This is a genomic window from Catellatospora aurea, from assembly GCF_042663325.1.
GTDB classification, from domain to species: Bacteria; Actinomycetota; Actinomycetes; order Mycobacteriales; family Micromonosporaceae; genus Catellatospora; species Catellatospora aurea.
In genome coordinates, this window is the sequence record NZ_JBHTAC010000004.1 from 62,812 (window position 1) to 84,936 (window position 22,125).

The 22,125-nt window shown below is 71.5% G+C and carries 24 protein-coding genes; 7 read left to right on the forward strand and 17 right to left on the reverse strand.

Features of this window, described 5'->3' with window-relative positions:
• Positions 1-228: 228 nt before the first annotated feature.
• On the forward strand, positions 229-1,257 hold the full coding sequence (locus ACFQO7_RS05555) for a LacI family DNA-binding transcriptional regulator (protein WP_376805382.1): 1,029 nt from the start codon (positions 229-231) through the stop codon (positions 1,255-1,257).
• Between the two features lie 6 nt (positions 1,258-1,263).
• Here ACFQO7_RS05555 and ACFQO7_RS05560 read toward each other — a convergent pair whose 3' ends face one another.
• The gene (locus ACFQO7_RS05560; RefSeq protein ID WP_376805383.1) at positions 1,264-1,779 is read right to left on the reverse strand and encodes a GNAT family N-acetyltransferase; all 516 of its coding nucleotides are present in this window, start codon (positions 1,777-1,779) and stop codon (positions 1,264-1,266) included.
• Positions 1,780-1,877: 98 nt separating this feature from the next.
• Between ACFQO7_RS05560 and ACFQO7_RS05565 the strand changes: the two genes are divergently transcribed.
• Positions 1,878-2,945, forward strand: a complete 1,068-nt coding sequence (locus ACFQO7_RS05565) for a DUF2855 family protein (protein ID WP_376805384.1) — start codon at positions 1,878-1,880, stop codon at positions 2,943-2,945.
• Between the two features lie 13 nt (positions 2,946-2,958).
• Here ACFQO7_RS05565 and ACFQO7_RS05570 read toward each other — a convergent pair whose 3' ends face one another.
• Positions 2,959-3,516: a YdeI/OmpD-associated family protein gene (locus tag ACFQO7_RS05570; RefSeq protein ID WP_376805385.1), complete on the reverse strand. Its 558-nt coding sequence runs from the start codon at positions 3,514-3,516 to the stop codon at positions 2,959-2,961.
• A 155-nt stretch (positions 3,517-3,671) separates the two neighbouring features.
• A complete protein-coding gene (locus ACFQO7_RS05575) occupies positions 3,672-5,687 on the reverse strand; it encodes a cellulose binding domain-containing protein (protein ID WP_376805386.1) in 2,016 nt (671 codons plus the stop codon).
• 179 nt (positions 5,688-5,866) lie between these two features.
• Here ACFQO7_RS05575 and ACFQO7_RS05580 point away from each other — a divergent pair, with 179 nt between their 5' ends.
• Positions 5,867-6,955: a hypothetical protein gene (locus ACFQO7_RS05580; RefSeq protein ID WP_376805387.1), complete on the forward strand. Its 1,089-nt coding sequence runs from the start codon at positions 5,867-5,869 to the stop codon at positions 6,953-6,955.
• A 58-nt stretch (positions 6,956-7,013) separates the two neighbouring features.
• Here the strand turns inward: ACFQO7_RS05580 and ACFQO7_RS05585 are convergent, their stop codons facing one another.
• Both ACFQO7_RS05585 and ACFQO7_RS05590 read right to left on the reverse strand, forming a co-directional pair.
• Positions 7,014-7,190: a hypothetical protein gene (locus tag ACFQO7_RS05585; protein WP_360532612.1), complete on the reverse strand. Its 177-nt coding sequence runs from the start codon at positions 7,188-7,190 to the stop codon at positions 7,014-7,016.
• Between the two features lie 56 nt (positions 7,191-7,246).
• Positions 7,247-7,612 (reverse strand): hypothetical protein, encoded by a 366-nt coding sequence (locus tag ACFQO7_RS05590; RefSeq protein ID WP_376805388.1) that lies wholly within the window; start codon positions 7,610-7,612, stop codon positions 7,247-7,249.
• A 155-nt stretch (positions 7,613-7,767) separates the two neighbouring features.
• On the opposite strand from ACFQO7_RS05590, the gene ACFQO7_RS05595 reads away from it, so the two are divergent.
• Positions 7,768-8,973 (forward strand): RNA-guided endonuclease InsQ/TnpB family protein, encoded by a 1,206-nt coding sequence (locus tag ACFQO7_RS05595; RefSeq protein WP_376805389.1) that lies wholly within the window; start codon positions 7,768-7,770, stop codon positions 8,971-8,973.
• A gap of 133 nt (positions 8,974-9,106) precedes the next feature.
• On the opposite strand, the gene ACFQO7_RS05600 is transcribed toward ACFQO7_RS05595, so the two are convergent.
• The 4 genes from ACFQO7_RS05600 to ACFQO7_RS05615 all read right to left on the reverse strand — a co-directional run bounded on the left by ACFQO7_RS05600 (position 9,107) and on the right by ACFQO7_RS05615 (position 12,582).
• Positions 9,107-9,613 (reverse strand): hypothetical protein, encoded by a 507-nt coding sequence (locus ACFQO7_RS05600; RefSeq protein WP_376805390.1) that lies wholly within the window; start codon positions 9,611-9,613, stop codon positions 9,107-9,109.
• Positions 9,614-9,707: 94 nt separating this feature from the next.
• A complete protein-coding gene (locus ACFQO7_RS05605) occupies positions 9,708-10,484 on the reverse strand; it encodes an SDR family NAD(P)-dependent oxidoreductase (RefSeq protein ID WP_376805391.1) in 777 nt (258 codons plus the stop codon).
• Positions 10,481-11,791 carry a histidinol dehydrogenase gene (gene hisD / locus ACFQO7_RS05610; protein ID WP_376805392.1) on the reverse strand — a complete coding sequence of 437 codons (1,311 nt, stop codon included), beginning with the start codon at positions 11,789-11,791 and terminating at the stop codon, positions 10,481-10,483. Before hisD ends, ACFQO7_RS05605 begins: the two co-directional genes overlap by 4 nt.
• Before the next feature lie 266 nt (positions 11,792-12,057).
• Positions 12,058-12,582: a GNAT family N-acetyltransferase gene (locus ACFQO7_RS05615; RefSeq protein ID WP_376805393.1), complete on the reverse strand. Its 525-nt coding sequence runs from the start codon at positions 12,580-12,582 to the stop codon at positions 12,058-12,060.
• A 123-nt stretch (positions 12,583-12,705) separates the two neighbouring features.
• Between ACFQO7_RS05615 and ACFQO7_RS05620 the strand changes: the two genes are divergently transcribed.
• Positions 12,706-13,872, forward strand: coding sequence for a hypothetical protein (locus ACFQO7_RS05620; protein WP_376805394.1), 1,167 nt, complete (start codon positions 12,706-12,708; stop codon positions 13,870-13,872).
• Positions 13,873-13,879: 7 nt separating this feature from the next.
• Here the strand turns inward: ACFQO7_RS05620 and ACFQO7_RS05625 are convergent, their stop codons facing one another.
• The 7 genes from ACFQO7_RS05625 to ACFQO7_RS05655 are packed head-to-tail and all read right to left on the reverse strand — an operon-like array spanning position 13,880 to position 19,772.
• Positions 13,880-14,215, reverse strand: a complete 336-nt coding sequence (locus ACFQO7_RS05625; RefSeq protein WP_376805395.1) for an STAS domain-containing protein — start codon at positions 14,213-14,215, stop codon at positions 13,880-13,882.
• A 12-nt stretch (positions 14,216-14,227) separates the two neighbouring features.
• Entirely contained in the window at positions 14,228-15,772 is a 1,545-nt protein-coding gene (locus tag ACFQO7_RS05630; protein ID WP_376805396.1) for a SpoIIE family protein phosphatase, read from the reverse strand.
• Positions 15,769-17,094, reverse strand: a complete 1,326-nt coding sequence (locus ACFQO7_RS05635; protein ID WP_376805397.1) for a sensor histidine kinase — start codon at positions 17,092-17,094, stop codon at positions 15,769-15,771. Before ACFQO7_RS05635 ends, ACFQO7_RS05630 begins: the two co-directional genes overlap by 4 nt.
• A complete protein-coding gene (locus ACFQO7_RS05640; protein ID WP_376805398.1) occupies positions 17,091-18,104 on the reverse strand; it encodes an ATP-binding protein in 1,014 nt (337 codons plus the stop codon). The genes ACFQO7_RS05635 and ACFQO7_RS05640 overlap by 4 nt, the downstream gene beginning before the upstream one ends.
• Positions 18,092-18,508 (reverse strand): anti-sigma regulatory factor, encoded by a 417-nt coding sequence (locus ACFQO7_RS05645; protein ID WP_376805399.1) that lies wholly within the window; start codon positions 18,506-18,508, stop codon positions 18,092-18,094. Before ACFQO7_RS05645 ends, ACFQO7_RS05640 begins: the two co-directional genes overlap by 13 nt.
• Complete coding sequence (locus ACFQO7_RS05650) at positions 18,505-18,915, reverse strand: STAS domain-containing protein (RefSeq protein WP_376805400.1); 411 nt, start codon at positions 18,913-18,915, stop codon at positions 18,505-18,507. The genes ACFQO7_RS05645 and ACFQO7_RS05650 overlap by 4 nt, the downstream gene beginning before the upstream one ends.
• On the reverse strand, positions 18,915-19,772 hold the full coding sequence (locus ACFQO7_RS05655) for an STAS domain-containing protein (RefSeq protein WP_376805401.1): 858 nt from the start codon (positions 19,770-19,772) through the stop codon (positions 18,915-18,917). Before ACFQO7_RS05655 ends, ACFQO7_RS05650 begins: the two co-directional genes overlap by 1 nt.
• Positions 19,773-20,147: 375 nt before the next feature.
• Between ACFQO7_RS05655 and ACFQO7_RS05660 the strand changes: the two genes are divergently transcribed.
• Complete coding sequence (locus ACFQO7_RS05660; RefSeq protein ID WP_376805402.1) at positions 20,148-20,576, forward strand: ATP-binding protein; 429 nt, start codon at positions 20,148-20,150, stop codon at positions 20,574-20,576.
• Positions 20,577-20,587: 11 nt separating this feature from the next.
• Here the strand turns inward: ACFQO7_RS05660 and ACFQO7_RS05665 are convergent, their stop codons facing one another.
• Entirely contained in the window at positions 20,588-20,920 is a 333-nt protein-coding gene (locus tag ACFQO7_RS05665; protein WP_376805403.1) for a YkvA family protein, read from the reverse strand.
• A gap of 224 nt (positions 20,921-21,144) precedes the next feature.
• Here ACFQO7_RS05665 and ACFQO7_RS05670 point away from each other — a divergent pair, with 224 nt between their 5' ends.
• Complete coding sequence (locus ACFQO7_RS05670; protein ID WP_376805404.1) at positions 21,145-22,068, forward strand: mechanosensitive ion channel family protein; 924 nt, start codon at positions 21,145-21,147, stop codon at positions 22,066-22,068.
• Positions 22,069-22,125: the final 57 nt, after the last annotated feature.

Sequence of the window (22,125 nt, forward strand, 5' to 3'; positions counted from 1 at the left end):
CACATGGGTGTCCTGTGGGGCGTTGCCGGGACGGCAGGACGGTGCCATGCAGTGCAGGTTGAAGCGGTCATATCGCGTGCCTTCGATCCCGCCCCATGAATGTGACCGATAACAATCGAGGCGTCAAGACGTTCCGAAAATGTTTCCGTCGGGTTGCTGGTGGGCGTGGGGTTCGAGGATGAAGCCGAAGATCGTGCGTGGGGTACGATGCGCCGACAGGGGGTCACGATGAGTCAGCAGCCGGCCGCCCGGGCAGCGGTGATCAAGGATGTCGCGCGCCTCGCGGGCGTGTCGCACCAGACCGTGTCCCGGGTGCTGAACGATCACCCGAGCGTGCGCGACGAGACCCGCGAGCGGGTGCTGCGCGCCGTGAAACAGCTCAACTACCGCCCGAACGCGCTGGCGCGAGGGCTGGCGGGGCGGCGGTCGCGGGTCATCGGGGTGGTCAGTTTCGACACCATTCTCTACGGCCCCGCCGCGACCCTGCTCGGCATCGAGCGGGCGGCCCGGCATGCCGGATACGGGATCAGCATCGTGGCCCTGGAGCGGCTCGACCGCAGCGGCGTCGTCGACGCCGTGAACCGGCTGGCTGAGCAGTCCGTGGCCGGCGTTGTGATCATCGCGCCGCTGCTGACCGCGGCAGCGGCGGCGGGCAGCCTGCCCAGCGGCGTGCCGGCGGTCGTGGTCGAGTCGGACATGGCCGGCGACCTGCCGACCGTCTCCGTGGACCAGGTCGCGGGCGCCCGGCTGGCCGTCGAGCACCTGCTGGACCTGGGACACGAGACGGTGTGGCACCTGTCCGGCCCCAAGGACTGGCTGGAGGCCCGCGACCGGATCGACGGCTGGCGGGCGGCCCTGGAAGCGGCGGGCCGCCGCGTTCCGCCGGTGCTCGCCGGAGACTGGAGCCCGCGCTCGGGCTACGAGGCGGGTCGGCAGCTGGCCGATCGCGGCGACGTGACCGCGGTGTTCTGCGCCAACGATCAGCAGGCGCTGGGCATGCTGCGGGCGCTGCACGAGCGCGGCGTGCGGGTTCCGGAGGACGTCAGCGTCGTCGGCTTCGACGACATCCCCGAGGCCGCGTACCTGTCGCCGCCGCTGACCACCGTGCGGCAGGACTTCGACGAGGTCGGCCGCCGCTGCCTGGCGGCGCTGCTGGAACTGCTCGGTGTCGACCGGCCGTTGGGGGTCGCGCGCCACCCGCGGGTGCCTCCGTCGCTGGTCGTGCGGGCCAGCAGCGGCCCGCCGCCGGTGAACTGACGGCGCTCAGCGCCGGTCGACCAGCCGAACCTCGGCGACGCCGATCGCATCCGCGTCGTCCAGGCGGGTGGTGCCGTCGAGGGAGAAACCGGCGCGCTCGTAGAAACGCACCGCGTTCGCGTTGGGCCGGTAGGCGTACACGCACACGGGTCGCCGGCCCCGGGCTCGCAGATCCTCGACGGCATGGCTGAACAGCTGCCTGCCGAGCCCCGTGCCGATGTGGCCGGGATCGACATACAGCCCGTACACCTCACCGGCGCCCGTACCGAGATCCGGATCGTGGTCGGCCGGCCCCGTGCGGCAGAAGCCGACGACGGCGCCGTCGCCTTCGGCCACCCACAACCTGTGCCCACCCGGCATGGTCGTCACGTACTCGGCCCAGTCGGCGGCTTCCTGGACCGGATCGAGCGCGCCGAGCAGCGGCGCGGCCATGAACTCCGCGTACGCCGATCTCCATGAGCGGACCTTGATCCGGCCGATGGCGGCGGCATCCTCGACAGTGGCAGAACGGATCACCACCACAGGGTACGGATCGTCGGGTGGGCGGGCGCGCGAGTTGTCTTCGCCATATTCATGCACTGGGGGTGCTGAAACATCGGCCGATCCGCTACGGTGACGCCGTGACGGATTCGTGGACCCTGGCCCTCGCACGTGACGACCTGTCCCGCACCGAACTGGTGCGGCACCCGGTGCCCGCACTCGCCGACGGCGAGGCCTTGCTGCGGGTGGATCGGGTCGGCATGACCGCGAACAACGTGACCTACGCCGTGCTCGGCGACGCCTACCGCTACTGGGACTTCTTTCCGGCCGCCACCGCCGGACTCGACGAACGGTGGGGCCTGGGCCCGCTGTGGGGGTTCAGCGAGGTGGTCGACTCGCGAGTGGACGGCGTCCCGGTCGGGCAGCGGCTGTACGGATACCTGCCGCCCGCCGGGCACCTGATCGTCCGGCCCGGCCGTGTCGACGAGCGCGGGTTTCGCGACGCCAGTCCACACCGCGCGCAGCTGCCGTCGCCGTACAACGCCTACGCCGCGACCACCGGCGACCCGTCCTACGACGCCGACCGGGAGGACCTGCTGATCCTGTTCCGGCCCCTGTTCGTGACCTCGGCGATGCTCGCCGACCGTCTGCAGGACAACGACTTCTACGGGGCCGCGACGCTGGTGCTGTCGTCCGCGTCGAGCAAGACGGCGTACGCCGCCGCGTTCGAGCTGCGCGGCAAGGGGCCGCGCCTGATCGGCCTCACCTCACCCGGCAACGTGGCCTTCACCCGCGAGCTGGGCTGCTACGACGACGTGCTGCCGTACGACGGCATCGGCGAACTCGACCCGGCGACCCCGACCGCGTACCTCGACCTCTCGGCGAACCCGGCCACCCGCGCGGCGCTGCGCGCCCACCTTAGCGACCGCCTCGTGCACGACGTCGCGGTGGGCCTGACCCACCAGGAGCGCGCGACCGAGGCGACCGCCGTGTTCTTCGCCCCGGACCAGATCCGCAAACGCACCCTCGACTGGGGCCGCCCGGAGCTGGATCGGCGGCTCGCCGAATCCTGGCGCCGCTTCGCCGCGGTCGCCGAGCAATGGGTCGACATCACGGTCAGCCACGGCCCGGACGGGCTCCGCGAGGCCTGGCTCGGCATGCTCGCGGGCACGACCCCGCCGCGCGTCGGCCACGTCATCGCCTGCTGACGGCGGCGTGCGGCTATGGCCTCTTGCCGGAGGCGAGGTCGGTGATCGCCTTGCCGAGACGGGCCGCACGGGTCTCGGGGTTCACGGCCTTCAGCAGCGGAAGCATCACCAGGTACTGGTCGGTCTTGCCGAGCTGCGCGAAGAAGTCGCCTGCGGCTGCGTTCGCGGCCAGTGCCGAGGCGAGGTCCGGGGGCACGGTCGCTTCGCTCTGCTTGACGTATGCGGCGTCCCAGCGCCCGTCGGCCTTGGCCGCCTCGACCTCGGCCAGGCCCGGCGCGCGCATGCGCTCCTGCGCCATGAGCGCTTCCACGCGCTGCACGTTGACCCGCGACCACGAGCCCTTGGGCCGGCGGCGGGAGTAGCGCTGCAGGAAGTGGTCGGCGTCGAGGGACTTGCGGACGCTGTCGATCCAGCCGTAGCAGTGGGCCACGTCGGCTGCCTCGGCCACGCTGATCGCGGGCTGCCGCGAGTTCTTCTTGCGGACCTTCAGCCACGCGCCGTCGGGGCTGCCGTGGTGCTCGGCCAGCCATGCCTCCCACTGATCGGGGTGTTCGAAACTCAGGATCTCCACACCGGCGACTCTATGCACCACCACTGACAGTGATCGAGATCGCCGCCGCTGCCGGGGACCCGTCCGGCCGGCCATACACAGGGCCGACCGGACGGTGCGTGTTAACAAGGTGCCCTTCCTCTACGTAATCCGTTAAGAAGGTGCCCTTCCTTGCATCAGCGGGTGGTGCAGAGGTTGCCGTTGAGTTTGAACAGTGGGGGGAGGATGTTGGGGCCCTGGTAGTTGCCGACGTAGCCGACGTTCACCGTGGCCCCCGGCGCGATGACCTTGTTGAAGTCGGCGTTGGACACGGTGACCGACGACCCGGTCTGCGTCCAGGTGCCGTTCCAGCCGCTGCCGAGCTGCTGCCAGGCGGTCGGCCAGCTGAACGCCAGGGTCCACGTGTCCACCGGGTTGGCGCCGGTGTTCGTGATGTCGATGCTGCCGACGTAACCGTTGCCCCAGTTGCTCGCGTCGGTCAGCGTGACCGCACACGGCGCGGCCGTGGGCGTGCCGGTCTGGAACGTCACCGGCGGCGACGCCCAGGAGACCCGGCCGGAGCCGTCCCGCGCGATGATGTTGGCCGTGTAGCGGGTGCCCGGGGTGAGGTTGTGCACGGTGAATGTGGTCCCCGTGGTCTCGCCCCACTGCTCGCTGATCGTGCCGAGCTGCCGGTGGATCTCGTACTTGAGCCCGGCGGCCCCGGCCGGCCAGGTGAGCGTGCTGCTGGTGGCCGTGACGGCGGACGCGACCGGGCGACCGGGCGTCGCCGGGCGGGTGCTCGCCGCCGCCGGGCGCAGGACCAGCGTCGTGAGCGAGTTCGGCGCGAGCGTCACCGAGGTGGCGCTGCCGGTGCCGGTCGTGATGGCGGTGTCGCCGTTGCCGAAGGTGTGCACCTGGGCGGTCGCGGCGGGGGAGTATCCGGCGTAGTTCAGGCTGACCTGCTTGCTCGCGGCCTCGTCGGTGTTGACGAGCAGCACCGCGAGGTCGCCGTTGGCGCGGCGGGCGGCATGCGCCCTGATCGCCGGGTCGGACGCGCCCGCGCGGATCAGCTGGTCGCCCGCCTTGACGAAGCGTGAGGTCATGGCCAGCCCGAAGTACGGCGCGAACGGGGTGTTCAGCGCGGGCTCGCAGACGCTGCCGTCGGCGGTGCAGGTGCCGCTGGAGAGCAGGCCGAAGTCGCCGTAGTCGGTGTGGCCGCCCACCGTGGACACGGTGCCGATGCCGTTGTGCACGTTCCACCAGTCGATGTTGAACACGCCCGCCGCGATCAGGCTCGCGTAGGCGTCGGCGGCGAACAGCGCACCGGGCTGGGTGTTCTGGCCGTACCCGGTGTTGATCTCGGTGAGCGCGATGCCGAGGTTCTTGCCCGCGTACCGGTCGATCTGCCGCCGGGCCAGCCACACCGCGTCGGTCACCTGCGCGGTCTTGGACAGCGCCTCGGCCGACGAGGAGCCGCCCGGATACCAGTGCAGGATCGCGAAGTCGACGGACGGGCCCGCGATGGAGAGCACGACCTGGTTCCAGGTCCCGGCGTCACCGGAGCCGACGATGCCGTCGGGCCAGTTGCCGGGCGTGGTCAGCACGATGCCGATCTTGATGGTGGGGTCGACGGCCTTCATCGCCTCGGCGTACTGCTTGGCGACCGTGGCGTAGCCGGCCGGGCTCTTGTCGGCGTGGTCGTCGGCCTCCCAGTTCGCGCCGTAGTGGCCGTTGCCGTACAGCTCGTTGCCGATCTCCCAGTACTTCACGCCGTAGCTCTTCTCGATGTTGGCGTAGCGCACCCAGCCGGCGGCCTCCTCCGGCGTGCCGGTGCCGTAGTTGGCGATCACCATGGCCTGCGCGCCGGCCCGTTGAACACCGCCCATGAAGGTGTCGAAGTCGGTGTCGGGGGCGACGTAGCCGCCGGGCGCGGTGTGGGTCTCCCAGTGGTAGATGTCGGAGTAGGACCCGCCGGGGTAGCGCATGGTCTGCACGCCGGCGTTCTTCATCAGGTCGGCGACGGCGTCGGTGCCCAGCTGCGAGTCCCAGACGGCGTGGTTGACGCCGATGGCGGCGTCGCCGGCGGATTCCAGGCCGGCGCGGGCGTTGACGGTCACGGTCACGGCGGGCTCGGCGCTCGCCGGGGTCGGGACGGTGAGGGTGACCGCTGCCAGCGTGCACGCCAGCAGGGCGATGCGGCTCTTTCTCATCGTCGGACCTCCTTTCGGAAGTGGTGATTGGAAGCGCTCCCAAGAGTCGTACGACCATCGACCGATGTCAACCGTGCGGCCCGGACGACTGTGCTGGCAGATCAACGTCGCTGCATCGAAAGCGGGCGAGGCGAGCATTAGATTGACGGCACCCTATCCCACCTCGTCGGAGGTATCCCGTGAAACTCCGTCGCACCCTCGTGGCGCTGCTCACCGCCGTCGCGGCGATCGGTGTCACGGCCGTCGCGCAGGCCCCGGCCGCGCACGCCGCCACACCCGACCGCTGGGCGTTCGCGTTCATGGACAACCCGGTCCCGCCCGCCGGCTACCTGATGGACCCGACCCGGCAGTGGAAGAGCGACAACATCCCCAACAGCACGGTCAGTCCGCTGGTCGTCGGCCGATACCGGGTGAAGTTCCCGAGCATCGCCTCGGCCAACGGCGTCGCCCACGTCACCGCCGTCGCCGGTGATCCGCGCTGGTGCCAGGTCTGGAACTACTACGCCTCCGGAGCCGACCAGATCGTCGAGGTGCAGTGCTACAAGTACACCGGGGCGGTGATCAGTCCCGACTGGTCGGCGTTCACGGTCATGTACTCGACCAGCTCCGGCCTGCTGGCCGGCCCCGGCACGTACGCCTACGTGCAGGGCAAGTCCACCGGCGGCACCAACACGTCGTACAACCCGGTCGGCGGGGTCAACACGGTCACCCACGGCGGCATCGGCACCGGCGTCTACAAGGTCTGGCTGCCCGGCGTCAGCACCGGGGTGCAGGACGGCAACCTGCAGGTGACCGCGCAGCACCCGAACAGCCCGCGCCGCTGCAAGGTCGACAACTGGATCCCCGGCGGGGCCGGGCTGGACGTCGTCGTGCGCTGCTACGACCACACCGGCGCGCCCGCCGACAGCTGGTTCGACCTGACGTACCACCGCGAACGCTCGGTCTACGGGGCGTTCAACCCGCCTAAGTACTTCGCCTACCTGTGGAGCAACGGGTTCCCCGGCCCGTCCACCTACAGCTCGGTCGGCTCGGTCGTCGTCTCGACCCCGGCGGGCCCCGGGCTGCAGTACAACGAGTTCCACAAGGTCGGTTTCCGGGAGGGACACGTGCAGGTCACCGGTTACCGCAGTGGCGCGAGCTACTGCAACCTGCAGAACATCTGGCTGATCTCCGGCACCGTCGTGATCGTCCGCAACGTCATCTGCTGGACCGCCGCGGGCGCTCCGGTGACCCCGGAGTACTTCATCAGCTACAGCTCCCGGGTCTGAACCCGGGCGGTCGTCCGGTGGCGGGCCTCCTCTCCTGCCACCGGAGGGCCGTCACCGGCTATCCGTTCGTCTTGGAACCCAGCACTGCGCGCAGTGCCCAGAGCACGCCGATGGTGATACCGCCGATGGCGGCGAACTTGCCCACGAAGTCCGCGCCGGAGATCGCGAGAATCGCGATGGTGGCGCCGTACACGATCGACAGCGCGATGAGCGCCTTGGAGGTGATGTTCTGCATGCCCGGCACTGTCTCATATCGATGCCAGGTAGCGCACTACCCGATCTAGCTCCGGTTCAGGTGCGGGACGGGGTCGGCGTCGGCGCGGCGGGCGGCGGAGCCGGGCTGGCGGGCGGTGCGGCCGGCGGCCTGGTCGGCACCACCGGCGGGACCGGAGCCGGTGGCGGGGGGAACTGCCGGTCGCGGTCCCACCACTCGGGGCGATCGTGCCACCGGTCGCGGTCGTGGTGCCAGCGGTCCTCCATCCGTTCATGGCGTACGTGGTGAGCGGCCGCGACCAGGGCCGCGCCGACGCACCCGGTCAGGCAGGACCCGGCCAGGAACGCCCCGACCAGCGCGAGAGCGAACCTGCCGGAGGACTCCCGCCGCACCGGCCGCGGCGCGACAGGCTCGTCGACGGTCGTGTCGGCCTCATCGGTCATCAGATTCCTTCCGCTGATACTGCGGCCTTCAGGCCCGAGAGTAAACGGAACTCCTGCGGAGCAGGACAAGAACAGCCGATCCGCCGCCGAGACGGACTGGTGTCCACTCGTACGCCAGTACGAAGATCAGTGGCCATCCTGTTAGGATTCTGGCCGTGGCCAGGGTGGTGAAGCGCGCGTTCAAGTACCGCTTCTACCCGACCGGCGAGCAGGCTGCGCAGCTGTTGCGGACGTTCGGGTGCATCCGGCTGGTCTACAACATGGCCTTGCAAGCCCGCACCGAGGCCTGGACCCGGCGGCAGGAGCGGATCAACTACAACGCGACCTCGGCCCTGCTGACCGGGTGGAAGAGGACCGACGACCTGGCTTTCCTCAACGAGGTGTCCTGTGTGCCGTTGCAGCAGGCGTTGCGGCACCTGCAGAACGCGTACATCAACTTCTGGGCCAGACGCGCCAAGCACCCCACGTTCAAGTCCAGGAAGCGCTCGCGGCACTCGGCCGAGTACACGGCCAGCGCGTTCCGGTGGCGTGATGGCACGCTGACCCTGGCCAAGATGGCCGAGCCCCTGGACATCGTGTGGTCGCGGCCGCTGCCTGACGGTGCGTCGCCGTCGACGGTGACCGTGTCGTGCGATCGGGCCGGACGCTGGTTCGTGTCCCTGCTCTGCGACGACGTCATCACCCAGACCCCGGCCACGGGAATGGTCGGGATCGACGCCGGGCTGGACAGTCTGCTCACTTTGTCCACCGGCGAGAAGATCACCAACCCGAGGCATGAACGCGCCGACCGGCAGCGGCTGGCCCGCGCCCAGCGCGGCCTGGCCCGCAAGCAGAAAGGCTCGGCCAACCGGACCAAGGCCCGGGTCAAGGTCGCTCGTATCCATGCCCGGATCGCCGACCGGCGGCGCGACCACCTGCACCAACTGACGACTCGGCTCGTTCGCGAGACTCAAGCGATCGTGATCGAGGACCTGGCCGTGGCGAACATGGTCAAGAACCACCGTCTCGCGCGTGCGATCAGTGATGCGGCGTGGCGGCAGTTTCGCACCATGCTGGAGTACAAGGCCGCCTGGTACGGCCGGGACCTGATCGTGGTGGACCGCTGGTTCCCCTCGACCCGCCTGTGCTCGGCCTGCGGTGCACTCGCGCAGAAGATGCCGCTGCGCGTGCGGGAGTGGACGTGCCCGTGCGGGGCCGTCCACGACCGCGATGTCAACGCTGCACGCAACATCCTGGCCGCCGGACTGGCGGTGACAGCCTGCGGAGACGATGTAAGACCTCAACGAGGAACCTCTCGGACGGGGCAGTCGTCGGCGAAACAGGAAACCCCGAGGGCGACCAAGGGAATCCCCGTCCTTTAGGACGGGGATGATGTCAAGCCTCCATCGTGGGCCAGATCGCCCGCCCGGTCAGGCGGCGCATTTCAGAGCCTCCCGTGACGCGATACCACCACCGTGACGACCCGGCCGCGCCGCCAGGCGCGCAACTTCAGGGCTACGCGGCGGTCCGGCGGCGCTTCTTGGGCCGGCCGGTGGGGAGCGGTCCCGCGGCGGGCAGGCCCAGGGCGGCCCACTCCTCGGCCGTCATGATGCGCTTGCCGGGCGCGGCGGGCGGCGGCTCCGGTGGCGCGACCGGTTCGGCTGCGGGGGTGCTCTTCGGCTGCTTGGACTTGGCCGGCTTGGCCGCGGCCGCGGCGGCCCTGACCCGTTCGGTCTCCCCGGCCAGGGTGATCAGCTTGCGCACCTTCGGCACGGTCGCCAGGTTGGTCTTCTTGGCCGCCTCGTCGAGTGGCATGCCGGAGACGGCGAGGTCGGCCAGGGCGCGGCCGCGTTCGCGCTGGAGCGCCGCGACGATGCCCTCGAACAGGACCTGCTGGTGGGTGAGGTCGGCGTAACGCTGCAGCGGGTCGGGCTCGCTCAGCGCGTACGCGCAGAGGTTGCGCACCATGCCGTTGATCTCGGCGCTGGTGACGGTGTATCCCTCGGTCGTCGGGTCGGTCATCGACGGCTCCTTTCACCGCGCGACGACGAGCGCTCGTCCGGCGGCGATGGGACTGTATCGGCACCGGGCGACCACCGGCGAGCGACGGCGGGGCTCAGCGCGCGATCATGCCTGCCGACAGGTCGATGTCCGCGCCGGTCAGGCCCGGCATGCGCAGCATGGCGACGGCCGCCGCGCCGACCTCCTCCTCGGTCACCATGCGCTGCAACGCGGCCCGTGAGACGAAGGCCTGCTCGGCCTCGGCCTCGGTGACGCCGGTGCGCTGCGCTTCGAGGCGGAAGTTGCGGGTCATACGCGGGCCTGCGACCGGTCCGGGGGACAGGCTGTTGACGGCGACGCCGAGCGTGCCGACCTCGTGCGCCAGGGTCACGGTGAGCCCCAGCACCGCCATCTTCGACGCGGTGTACGGCGTGCGCCGCGCCAGTGGCCGCTTGCCGCTCACGGACGCGACGTTGATGACGTCGCCCCGCCCGGCGGCGGTCATCGCGGGCAGGAACGCCCGGCACATCAGGTACACCCCGCGCACGTTGACGGCGAAGACCTCGTCCCAGTCGGCGGGCTCGACGTCGACGAGCGCGTCCACCGGCCCGGCGATGCCGGCGTTGTTGACCAGGATGGACACGTCCTCGTCGGACAGTTCGGCGCGCAGCGCCGCGACGGACTCCGGCGACGACGTGTCGCAGACCGCGACCCGCACCCCGGCGGCGGCCGAGGCCAGCTCCTCCGCGACGGCGTCGAGAGTGGCCCGGGTGCGCCCGGTCAGCACCACCCGCGCCCCGGCGGCCGACAGCGCGTGCGCGATCGCCCGGCCGAGGCCGTTGCCCGCCCCCGTCACCAGCGCCGTGCGCCCGGCGACCCGGTCGGCGCTCACGCGGCGGCCTGCGCGGGCGACCACGGCAGCGGGTCGCCGGCGTACTTCGCGGCGCGCACGTCGCCGGAGCGCGCGTGGCCCTCGAACAGCTCGACGCGGCTGGCCCGGCCGCACAGCCGGCCGAGTTCGGCGCTCGCGGCCGGATCGACGACCTCCTGATAGGTCACCGTCTTGAGGTAGCGGCCGACCCACAGCCCGCCGGTGTAGCGAGCGCCGCCCCGGGTGGGCAGTGTGTGGTTGGTGCCGATGACCTTGTCGCCGTACGAGACGCAGGTGCCCTCGCCGAGGAACAGCGCGCCGTAGTGGCGCATCCGGTCGAGCGCCTCGCGGGGCCGCCGGGTCAGGATCTGCACGTGCTCGCTGGCGAAGTCGTCGGCCAGCGCGTACGCCTCGGCGAGGTCGCCGACGACGATCACCTGCCCGTGGTCGCGCCAGGCCGGACCCGCGAAGTCGCGCGTCGGCATGTCGGTGAGGATGCGCTCGACGTGCCCGATCACCTCGCGGGCGAGCGCGTCCGAGGTCGTGATGAGCACCGCGGGCGAGTCGGGGCCGTGTTCGGCCTGGCTGAGCAGGTCCACCGCGACGACGAACGGGTCGGCGGCGTCGTCGGCGACGATCAGGATCTCGGTCGGCCCGGCGAGCAGGTCGATGCCGACCTCGCCGAACAGCTGCCGCTTGGCCTCGGCGACGTAGGCGTTGCCGGGTCCGGCGAGCAGGTCCACGCGGCCGATGGTGTCTGTGCCCAGCGCCAGCGCGGCCACCGCCTGCACCCCGCCGAGCAGGTAGATCTCGTCCGCGCCGGCCAGGTGCATCGCGGCGACGGTGGCCGCGGGCACCTGCCCGCGGATCGGCGGCGTGCACGCGGCGACCCGGTCCACCCCGGCGACCTTCGCCGTCACGATGGTCATGTGCGCGGACGCGACCAGCGGATACCGGCCGCCGGGGATGTAGGCCCCGGCCGCGGACACCGGGATGCTGCGCTGGCCGAGCAGCACGCCGGGTGCGGTCTCCACCTCGAAGTCGCGCAGCGACGCGCGCTGGTGCTCGGCGAACGTGCGCACGTTGCCCTGCACCGTGCGGATGTCGTCGAGGACCTGGTCGGGCACGGTGCGCACGATCGCGTCGACCTGGTCGGGGTCGAGGCGGAACCGGTCGGGTTCCCAGCCGTCGAAGCGGCGGGAGTAAACGCGTACCGCGTCGTCGCCTCGGGCGCGCACGTCGGCGATGACAGCGGCGACGGTCGCGGCGACCTCGGGGTCGACCGTGCCGGTCGGCGGCTTCACGGCATGTTTGAGGTGGACCGGCATGGTGGCGCTCCCGCACGGACGGTCGGCATGGCAAGGCGAGTCTGTGGCGGCCGCGCGAGAGCGTCAATCAACCGTTGTCCCGCTTGTACCGCCACCGGCGATGCCGCATTATGGAAACGCTGTTTCCATCGGGCCCGAACGGGGGCCCGCCCTCCCGGTTGCCGTTGGTGGCGTTGTCGTGGTCCGCGCGGGTGACGGTGAACCCGGCGTGCAGCGTCCATCCAGGACGTGGTACATATCAATAAGTTTCGAAACTTCTGGATGTTTCAGGGCCGGTCGTGGGCCAGCCGCTGGAACAGGATGTGGTCCTGCCACACGCCGGCGATCTGGATGTACTTCTCGGCCAGGCCGAAGCGCACGAAACCGTTGCGCTCCAGCACCTTCTGCGAGGCGAGGTTGTCCTTCAGCGTGCCGGCCTGGATGCGGTGCAGGCCCTGCTCCTGGAACGCCACCTCGATCAAACGCGCCACCGCCGCCGAGGCGACACCCCGGCCGTTGACGTCCTGGCTCACCCAGTAACCGAGGTGGCTGTTCAGGAACGGGCCCCGCACGATGTCGTTGAGCGTGATCCGGCCGACGACGCGGCCGTCTAGCAGGATCACGTGCGGGACGCACTCGCCGCGCGCGTGGCGGTCGAGCGCGCTCGCGAGCACCTCACGCTGGCCTTCGGGGCCGAACCAGCCCTCGGGCCGCACCGGTTCGAACGGCAGGAGGAACTCCATGTTCGCCTGGTAGAGCGCGCTCACGGCGGCTGCGTCGTCGATGGTCACGAGCCTGGTGCTGACGGTCATGCTTCCATGATCGCAAACTTGCGGCCGCCGCCCGGTCCCGGAGGGATGATCGCCGCCTGCGTCGAGGCCTTCGGTCGCACAAATTGGCCGATTGATGTCGGGGATAGTGGGCATCATCGAAGGATGCTGGAAAAGCTCGACACCGTCGGCTGGGGCGGGCTGACGCACGCCTTCGGCACGGCCGAGGAGATCCCCGCCTTCATCACCGCGCTGCGCGCCGAGGACCCCGAGGCCCGCGGCGACGCCCGCGACGAGCTGTGGAGCAGCCTGCTGCACGAGGGCAGGCGCTACCAGGCCGACGTCTACACGGTGCCGTTCCTCGCCGACCTGGCCGCCGACCCGCTCACCTTCGACCGGGCCGCGATCGTCGACCTGCTCACCGCGATGGCGATCGGCTCCGACCACCCGTACCTGCTGACGGGTTTCCCGATCGAGCGGCTGCGGCCCTCGCCGGATGCCGTCGACGAGTCCTGGCACCTGCTCTACAGCGAGTGGAGCGGCCACGCGGCCGGTGACCCGCCGGCGGCCCCAGGAGAGGTCGACGAGCTGCGGGTGTACGACGCGGTCCGGGCCGAGCTGCCCCGCATCCTGCGGCTGCTCGACGACAGCGACGGCGACGTCATCGAGGTGGCGGCCTACCTGCTGGCCTGGTTCCCGGAGGCGGCGGGTGACACCGTCGCGCCGCTGCTGGCCGTGGCCGGACAACTCCGTTGGCGGCGTGACCTGCGGGTGACCGCGCTGCTCGCGGCCGGGCTGGCCGCGCGCGGTCCGGTGGCCGAATCGGCGGTGATCGCGAGCCTGGCGCACGACGAGGACCCGGAGGTCCGCTGGGCGGCCGCGGTCGCGTGGACGCTCACCGCGGGCGCGACCGTGCCCGAGGAGCCGCGGGCCGAGCTGCGCGCGCGGGCGGGCGGCGGGCTCGGCTTGGACGAGCCGGTGCTCGCGCCGTGGGGGCTGACCCGGGCCGAGTGGTCGGTGCGGCTGCTGGAACACCTCGGCGATCCCGGAGCGGCTGAGGCCAGGGCGGCGCTGGTCCGGTCGGAGGCGACCCGGCGAGCACACGGGCCGTGGGCGCAACGCCTCGGCGAGGCCTTCTACCTGGCGTTCGGGGACGACGGGCGGAGCAGCCCGCTGCGGTACGCCGACCTCACCGCCGCCCAGCGCTGGCTCGTCGACCACCTGGTCCGCCACCCGGACGCGCTGGTCGCCGAGCCCGACGAGGTCACCGAGCTGCTGCGCTGGTACGGGCTGCCCGACAGCCACCCGGCGCTGACCGCGTACGCGGCCTGAGGCCGGGTCAATCGCCGCCGGTCAGGTGCTCGTACACGGCGACGATCTCCAACACCTCGCGGACCGCGCCGGACGCGCGGGTGATCCGGAAGGACCCGCCGTGCCGCTGCGCCGTGGCGTGCGCGTGCAGCAGCACCCGGATGCCGCTGGAGTCGATGAAGCCGACGTCGTGCATGTCGACCTCCAGCGGGCGGCCGGGGTTCGCCTCGATCGTGTCGACGAGCCAGCTCGTCAGAGCCTGCTCGTTCGCCAGGTCGAACTCGCCGGCCAGGACCATCCGGATCCGGTCCGGCAGGGCCTCCACCTCGTGTGTGGCCTGCGGCGTGTTGCTTGCACGATCCATGGGGGCAGCCAATCACAGACGCCGGACGGCGACAACGGCGACGTCGTCGGCGTGCGGTGGGTTGGTCAGCTGCCGGAGCAGCCGGTCGCAGTAGCGGTCGAGATCGGCGTCCACGGGCGCGGCGAGGCGGCCGAGGTCGGCGATGCCGCCACGGATCGTGATGTCGCGGCGCTCGACGAGGCCGTCGGTGTACAGCAGCAGCGTGCCGCCTTCCGGGATGGTGAACTCCAGATCGTCGGGCCGGGGGTGGTTGACGCCCAGCAGCGGGGCGCGCTGCCACACCTCGGTGACCTGGCCGTCGACGACGAGCAGCGGCGGCAGGTGGCCGGCGTTGGCCAGGCTGGCCCGGCCGGTCCGGGGGTCGAGGAACAGCAGGCACAGGGTCGCCATCTCGCCCGGGAGCAGCCGGACCATCAGCTCGTCGATCAGGGCGACGATGCGGCCGGGGCAGTGGCCCTCGACGGCGTACGCGCGCAGGGCGTGGCGGATCTCGGCCATCACGGTCGCGGCGTGCAGGGAGTGCCCGACGACGTCGCCGATGGCGATGAGCAGCCGATCGCCGAGGGCGGACAGCTCGTAGAAGTCGCCGCCGATCTCGGCCTGCGGGCTGGCCGGCTCGTAACGCACGGCGAGACCGATCCCGGGCACGGTGGGCAGGTGGCGGGGGAGCAGGCTGCGCTGCAGGGTGACCGCGATCCGGTGGTCCTGGTCCTGTGCCCGCTGGGCCTCGGCCGCCGCGCCCAGCGCCTGGGTGAGCTGGGTCAGCAGCTGGGTCTGATCCTCGTCGCCGAGCACGCCGGTGAACAGGTAGAGCGACGGCCGCGCGGCGCGGAACCGGGCCGTGGTGAGAGTGACCTCGCCGGGGTCGGGCCAGTCGGCGGGCAGCTGCCATCGGGTGGCGTCACCGGTGAGCCGGTGCGAGCCGACCGGCACGTCCTCGCCGGGCGGTTCCCAGCCGGTGACGGTGAGGTCCCCGGACACGGTGGCCTGCGCCAGGGTCCAGCCCGCGTCGGTCTCCGTGGCGACCGCCGCGGCGGTGCCGAACAGCCGGACGGCCCCGGCGGCGGCCCGGGTCAGCAGCTCGGTGAAGTCACGCGCCGTGGTGACCGCGAGCGTCGTCTCGGCGAGCCCGGCCAGGCCGTCGGCGAGCTGTTCGGCCTTGCGACGTGCCTGGTAGTAGCGCAGCACGGCCTGCGCCGTGGCGACCAGCTCGTGCGGGTCGATCGGTTCGACGAGGTAGGCGTCTGCGCCGCCGACCAGGCCCAGGGTCCGGTCGGCGGCGTCGACCGCATGCGCGGAGACGTGCACGACAGGGGTGCTGGAGGTGGCCGGGTCCGCCTTGATCCGCCGGCAGACGTCGAGTCCGCTCATGTCGGGCAGTTTGACGTCGAGCACGACCAGGTCGAACGGACGCTGCCGGAGCTTGTCGAGGGCGTCCTGGCCGTCGACGGCCTCGGCGACCGCGAAGCCGGCCCGGGTGAGCCAGCTCTTGAGCAGGTAGCGCTTGGGGGCGCGGTCGTCGACCACCAGGATGGTGGTCTCGCCAGGGTTGCTCATGAGGCCCTCGCGACCGGAAACGTGACGGTGAAGGTGCTTCCCCGGCCGGGCTCGCTGTCCAGGTGCATCTGCCCGCCGAGGATGCCGGTGAGCCGGCGGGCGTACGGCAGCCCGAGTCCCGTGCCGTGCACCTTGTGCCGACCGGGCAGCTGCACGAACTCCTCGAAGATGCGCTCGTGCTGGGCGGCGGGGATGCCGACCCCGGTGTCGGCGACGGTGATCGTGCAGTGGCCGCCGTCGCAGGCGGCCCGCATGGTCACCGAGCCGCGCTCGGTGAACTTCACCGCGTTGTGCAGCAGGTTGCGCAGCACCTGCGACAGCAGCGCCTCGTCCGACTCGATCCACGTGCCGTCGGGGACTTCCACCACCAGCTCGACGTCGGGACTGGTCAGGACCGCCTTGACGGTGCCGCGCAGCTGCTTGAACAGGCCGCTGAGGTCGACCTGGCCCCACACCGGCTCCAGGTGCCCGGACTCGGCCTTGGCCAGGTCGAGCAGGTCGTTGACCAATGACAGCAGGTCGGAGGCCGAGCCGCGCATCAGCGACATCTGTTCCGCCTGCGCGTCGGTCAGCGGGTCGGAGTCCGGATCGGACAGCAGCCGGATCAGCCCGATGATCGCCGTGACCGGAGCGCGCAGCTCGTGGCTGACGTTGGCCAGAAAGCGCGTCTTGGCCTCGCTGGCGGCGCGCAGCTGCCCGGACTTCTCGTCCAGCTCGGCGTACAGCGCCACCACGCCGCGGTTGGTCTCCTCCAGCTCGGAGCTGAGCTGCAGGTAGAGAGCCATCACGCCGCGGTTGGTCTCCTCCAGCTCGTCGTTGAGCGCCCTGAGCCGGTCCTGCTGCTCGCGGGCCTCCTCCAGCGCCGCCATCAGATGCTCGTTCTGGGACGCCAGTTCGTCGAGCGGGCCGGCCACGGCCGATGCTGCGAGTTCACGCCGGGCCTGCTCGACCTGTTCGGCGGTGAGCTGGTCCGGTGCGGGCAGACGGCGTGACAGCATGATGACTGTCTCCTGCCCACGTTCGCTGACTTGCAAAACATCGACCAGGCGGCCGGCCGGTCGCAGCGCATCCCGGTTCACCGGGCCCGCGACGGCGAGGTCGATGCGCAGGTGCGGGGGCCGGCCGTGGACCCGGAAGGCGACCTCCACGGGGCTCGGCCCGGCCAGCAGCTGGCGGCTGATGTCGCTGAGGGCGGTGGCGATCCGGATCTGGTCCTGGTGTTCGAGCCCGAGGGCCGCCGCGGCCTCGCGCCCGCGCTGCCGGATGGCGAACACGTCCTGTTCACGGCGTAGGACCAGCTGCAGCAGGAGGGCGTCGGTCATGGCCGGATCCTGGCGGCCAGCACGCAGGCGTCGTCGCGGCGTACGCCCGCGTCCCGCAGGATCGCGGCGGCGATCAGCAGCGGCGGCCGGGTGATCAGTCCCGGGTCGGCGGTCAGCCGCCACTTTTCGCTGACCCCGTCGGTGTGCATGACCAGCAGCGACTCCGGGCCGAACGGGTGCTCGAACTCCCTGACGGCGGCCTTGCCGTGGCCGACGATGCCGGGCATGGACACCATGCTGCGCCGCGCGTCGCCGGTGAGGACCGTCGCCGTGACGTTGCCCATGCCGCAGGTGCGCACGACCCCGGCGCCGGAGTCGATCTCCGCGATGGTCAAGGCGGCCCCGCGGGTGTGGGACATGCCCCGGTGCAGCCGTTCGACGACCACCGCGGGCGGCGCGTCGGGCGCGGTGTGGAACAGGTGGTACGCGGCCTGCGCCGCGGCGGCGGCGAGCGGGCCGTGGCCGAGCCCGTCGCACACCATGACCTGCCGCCGTTCGCCGATGGTCCGCACGGCGTGGCAGTCGCCGCTGACGGTCTCGCCGGTCAGCGGTCGGGTCAGCCCGTCGGCCCAGGCCGGCGGCGGGACCGCCGCGCGCCACAGCTGGACGGTGAGGATCGAGCCCCGTCCCGGCGTCGAGTGGCCCTCCATCCGGTCCGCGAGCCTGGCCACCGCGCCCAGCCCGATGCCGAGGGTGCCGGTCGTGGAGCGGCCGTCCTCGTACATGGCGGCCAGGTCAGCCATGCCCGGCGCCGAGTCGATGCTGACGATCTCGACGCCGACGCTGTCGTCGTGCCGGATCGGGCGGACCAGCAGCGTCCCGTCGTCGGCGTGCTTGACCAGGTTGGAGGCCAGCTCGGTGGCGATGATGGCGAGGTCCGCGCGCTTGCGCTCGCCGAGGTCCACCGCGCCGGCCAGGTCCACGGCGAACCGGCGGACCGCGCCCACGGCGCTCGCCTCGTCCAGCCGGAACCAGGACGCCGTCGGCGTCGGCGAGTTCAGCGCGCCCACTTGACCACCGCCACGGTGGTCCCGGCGCCGACCGCGGTCTCCAGCTCGAACTCGTCGACGAGCCGGCGCGCGCCGCTGAGTCCCAGCCCGAGGCCGCCGCCGCTGGTGTAGCCGTCGGTCAGCGCGAGGTCGAGGTCGGCGATGCCCGGTCCGGAGTCGCTGAACACGACCCGCACCCCGCGCCGCTTGCCGTTGTCGACGGTGGAGACCTCGGCCTGGCCGCCGCCGCCGTACACGAGGGTGTTGCGGGCCAGTTCGCTGGCCGCGGTGACCACCTTCGTCTGGTCGACCAGCGACAGCTTCGCCGCGACCGCGACGGTGCGGACCAGCTGGCGCACCCGGACGACGTCCTCGTCGTTGCCGATGGCCTGCACCTGGAGGTCGGCTCCTGCGCTGCCCGTCACGGCGAGGTCGTCTCGGGTTCGCCGAGGAGGTCCAGGTCGTCGATCGGATCCGGGTCGGCTCCGGCGGCCAGCAGCTCCAGGCCGCGCTCGACGTTGAGCGCGGTGCGGATGCCGTTCAGCGACAGCCCCAGCTCCACCAGCGTGATCGCGACGGCCGGGCGCATGCCGACGACGATCGTCTCGGCGTCGAGGACCCGCGAGATCGACGCGATCGTCGACAGGGTGCGCCCGACGAACGAGTCGACGATGTCCAGGCCGGTGATGTCGATGACCACACCCTTGGCGCCGGTGTCGACGATGCGCTGGCCGAGGTCCTCCTGCAGCTGCAGCGCCATCTGGTCCTGCATGTCGACCTGGATCGAGACCAGCAGGACCGCACCGATTTTGAGGATCGGCACCCGTTCCATCACGCCTCCCGCTTGGCGGCCCGCAGCTCGGCGCCGCCGCGCCGGACGGCGTGGCGCAGCGCGTCGGCCAGGGTCGCCTTGGTGGCGATGTCGCCGAACTCGATGCCCAGCGTCACGATGGTCTGCGCGATCTGCGGGCGGATGCCGGAGATGACGCACTCCGCGCCCATCAGCCGGGCCGCCATGACCGTCTTGAGGATGTGCTGCGCGACCTGCGTGTCCACCGCCGGCACGCCGGTGATGTCGATGATCGCGTACGGCGAACCGGTGTCGACCAGCGCCTGCAGCAGCCGCTCCATGACGACCTGGGCACGCGCGGAGTCCAGGGTGCCCACCAGCGGGACGGCGACGATGCCCTCCCAGAGCTTCACGACCGGCGTGGACAACTCCAGCAGCTGCTCGCTCTGCTCGGTGATGATGTGCTCGCGGGCGCGGGAGTATGCCTCGAAGGTGAACAGCCCCAGCTCGTCGACGAGCTCCGACCAGGCCACGTAGTCCCGCAGCGCGGTCTCGCCGGCCGCCTCGACACCGCCCGCCTCGTACAGCGCGGTCTTGAGGGCGAAAACGCTGGTGGCGGTCTCGGTGGCGGTGAAGCCCTGGCGCGCGCGGCTGCGCGACAGCTCGGTGAGCACCGCACGCAGTTCCGCGGTCTTCGCATCGGCGAGGTCGATCACGCCTTCGCTGAGCGACTTCTGCAGCTGGGTCAGCAGTTCGGCCGTCTGGCGGCCCGACTCGGCGACGGTCAGGCGGCCCTTCAGCGGCGCGGCCGCGACCTCCGCCCAGCGCTTGGAGATCTGCTCCGACCGCTCCGAGAGCAACCTGCAAAGTCGCTCGCTCTGCTCTGCTTTCAGCGCCATGGTCATCCTTCACCGTTCACCAGTCTGTTCGGCCGCGCCGGGTGAGCGAACCGCTCCGCGAAGCCGTGGCACGCGGCCGCCGATGGCCGCGTGCCACGGCCATGTACCCGAACCGGCGCGGCCCAACCATGCGGGTTCGCCGATGGCTGGTCCCTGGTGTCGGAGCCGATCTCGATCGGTGGTTTCGGCGGCCACCCGGCGGGGCAGTCAGTGGCCAGGTGGCCGGTGGGACCGCCACCCGAGAACAGGAGAGCGGGAATACCACGCCGGTTCAGGCTGTGGCACTCTTCGCGTCAGCGTCGCAGGACCGCGTTCGGAGGGAAGGCCGCCCGCACGGCACGCACATCGCACATCATCCCGGGCCGCGGAGGAGACTTGCGCCAGGTAGTCAGACCGTTCGCCCAGCCGCCGTCGGGTGCGGCCGCGATCTCGTTCACCACCGCAGACGACCTCGCGGCGGTCCGGGAGTTCGCCGGTGCGCACGCCCACGCGTCCGGGCTCGCCGCCGGGCGGGTGCCCGGGCTGAAGCTCGCGGTGAGCGAACTGGTCACCAACACGTTGCGGCACACCGCGGGCGGCGGCGTGGTGCGGGTGTGGGCCGACGGCGGCGCGGTCGTCATCGAGCTCACCGACGGCGGCACGTTCCGCCGGACCGCCCCGGAGCAGCCGGCCGCGCGGCCTACGGCGGCCGGCGGCTGGGGGCTGTACATCACGGGCGAGGTCTGCGACGAGTTCTCGTACTACACCCGGCCCGGTCGCACGGTGTGGCGGCTGGTGTTCAGGAACCCGGTCGCCACACCGTGAAGGGGTGACCCCTATCGCGGGGTGTCGTGCTTGCTGGACGGCTTGCTGCGCGGTCCCGGCAGCAGTTTGCCGCCGTTGCGCTTGCGCAGCAGGTTGGTGAGATACATGAGGGCCAGCGCGAGCACCCCCATGTCGTCGAGGTAGATCGGGTCGGGGAGCAGGTCGACGGGCAGGATCGTGTAGATCAGGGCGCCCCAGAAGGCGACCTTGCCGCCCGTGCCCAGCTCACCGAGCATCCGCTTGGTGACGAACAGGCGCCTGCCCAGTTTGATCGCGCCGATCAGCGTGATGATGCCGACGATCGCGACGGCGATGCCGATGATGATCCAGGTATCCCGAGACACGCACGAGTTCTACCCTGCCGCCGGGTGCTTAATCCAGCGTCCGGCCCGGCGGCCGGTCAGTCGACGAATCGCTCCGGCAAGGATGCCAACCCCGGTATCCGTTGATGTTGATAGATCCCGGATCACCCGATCGGGCCACCCGCGCCCGGTTCGCCGTTTCCCGGTGCCGACGGCGGGGCATGGGCCGGCTGACACCCCTCGTCTCCGCTGGAAAGGAGAAGCCCATGGACTTCGGAGAGGTGCTGACCGACGCGCTGCGCTCGGTCGCGCTGTTCCTGCCCAAGGCGCTGGCCTTCGTGGCGATCCTGCTCGTCGGCTGGCTCGTCGCGCGAGGCATCCGTTTGCTCGCCGACAAGGGCCTCGAACGGGTCCGGTTCGACCAGCTCGCCGCCCGCGGCGGGGTGACCGCGGCCCTGGCCCGCGGCGGCGTCGACCCGTCCGACCTGGTCGCGCGGCTGGCGTACTACGCGGTGCTGCTGTTCACGCTGCAGCTCGCGTTCGGCATCTGGGGGCCGAACCCGGTCTCCGACCTGATCAACGCCGTGGTGTCGTGGCTGCCCAAGGCGTTCGTCGCGATCGTCATCGCGGTGGTGGCCGCGGCCATCGCCTCCTGGGTCCGGGACCTGGTGACGGGCGCGCTGGGCGGGCTGTCGTACGGCCGCTTCCTGGCCACGACCGCGTGGGCGTTCATCATCGGCCTGGGCGTGATCGCGGCGCTCAACCAGATCGGCGTCGCCACCACGGTGACCATGCCGATCCTGATCGCGGTGCTGGCGACCGTCGCCGGCATCCTGATCGTGGGCGTCGGCGGCGGTCTGGTCCGCCCGATGCAGGCGCGCTGGGACACCTGGCTCGACCGGGCCGGGCAGGAGTCGACCCGGGTCGCCGAGCACGCCCGCGCCTACGCCGCCGGGCAGGCCGACGCGACCCAGGTGCTCGCGGACCGGTCCACCGGCACGGTGTACCCGTCGCAGCGGGCCGGCTCGGCCGCCCCGAGCCCGGTCGTGCAGAGCCCGGCCGACCCGAACCTGTACCAGGCTCCGGCCGAGCCGGACGAGTACCCGGAGCCGCTGGTGCCGGGCTTCGACAGCGACCAGACGCAGCCGCTGCCGGACTCCGCGCAACGTCCGGCGCCCCGGCGGGGCTGACCGCCGCGATGGGCGCGACCTTTCCGGTCGCGCCCATCGGCCGGTGTCGACCCGGCT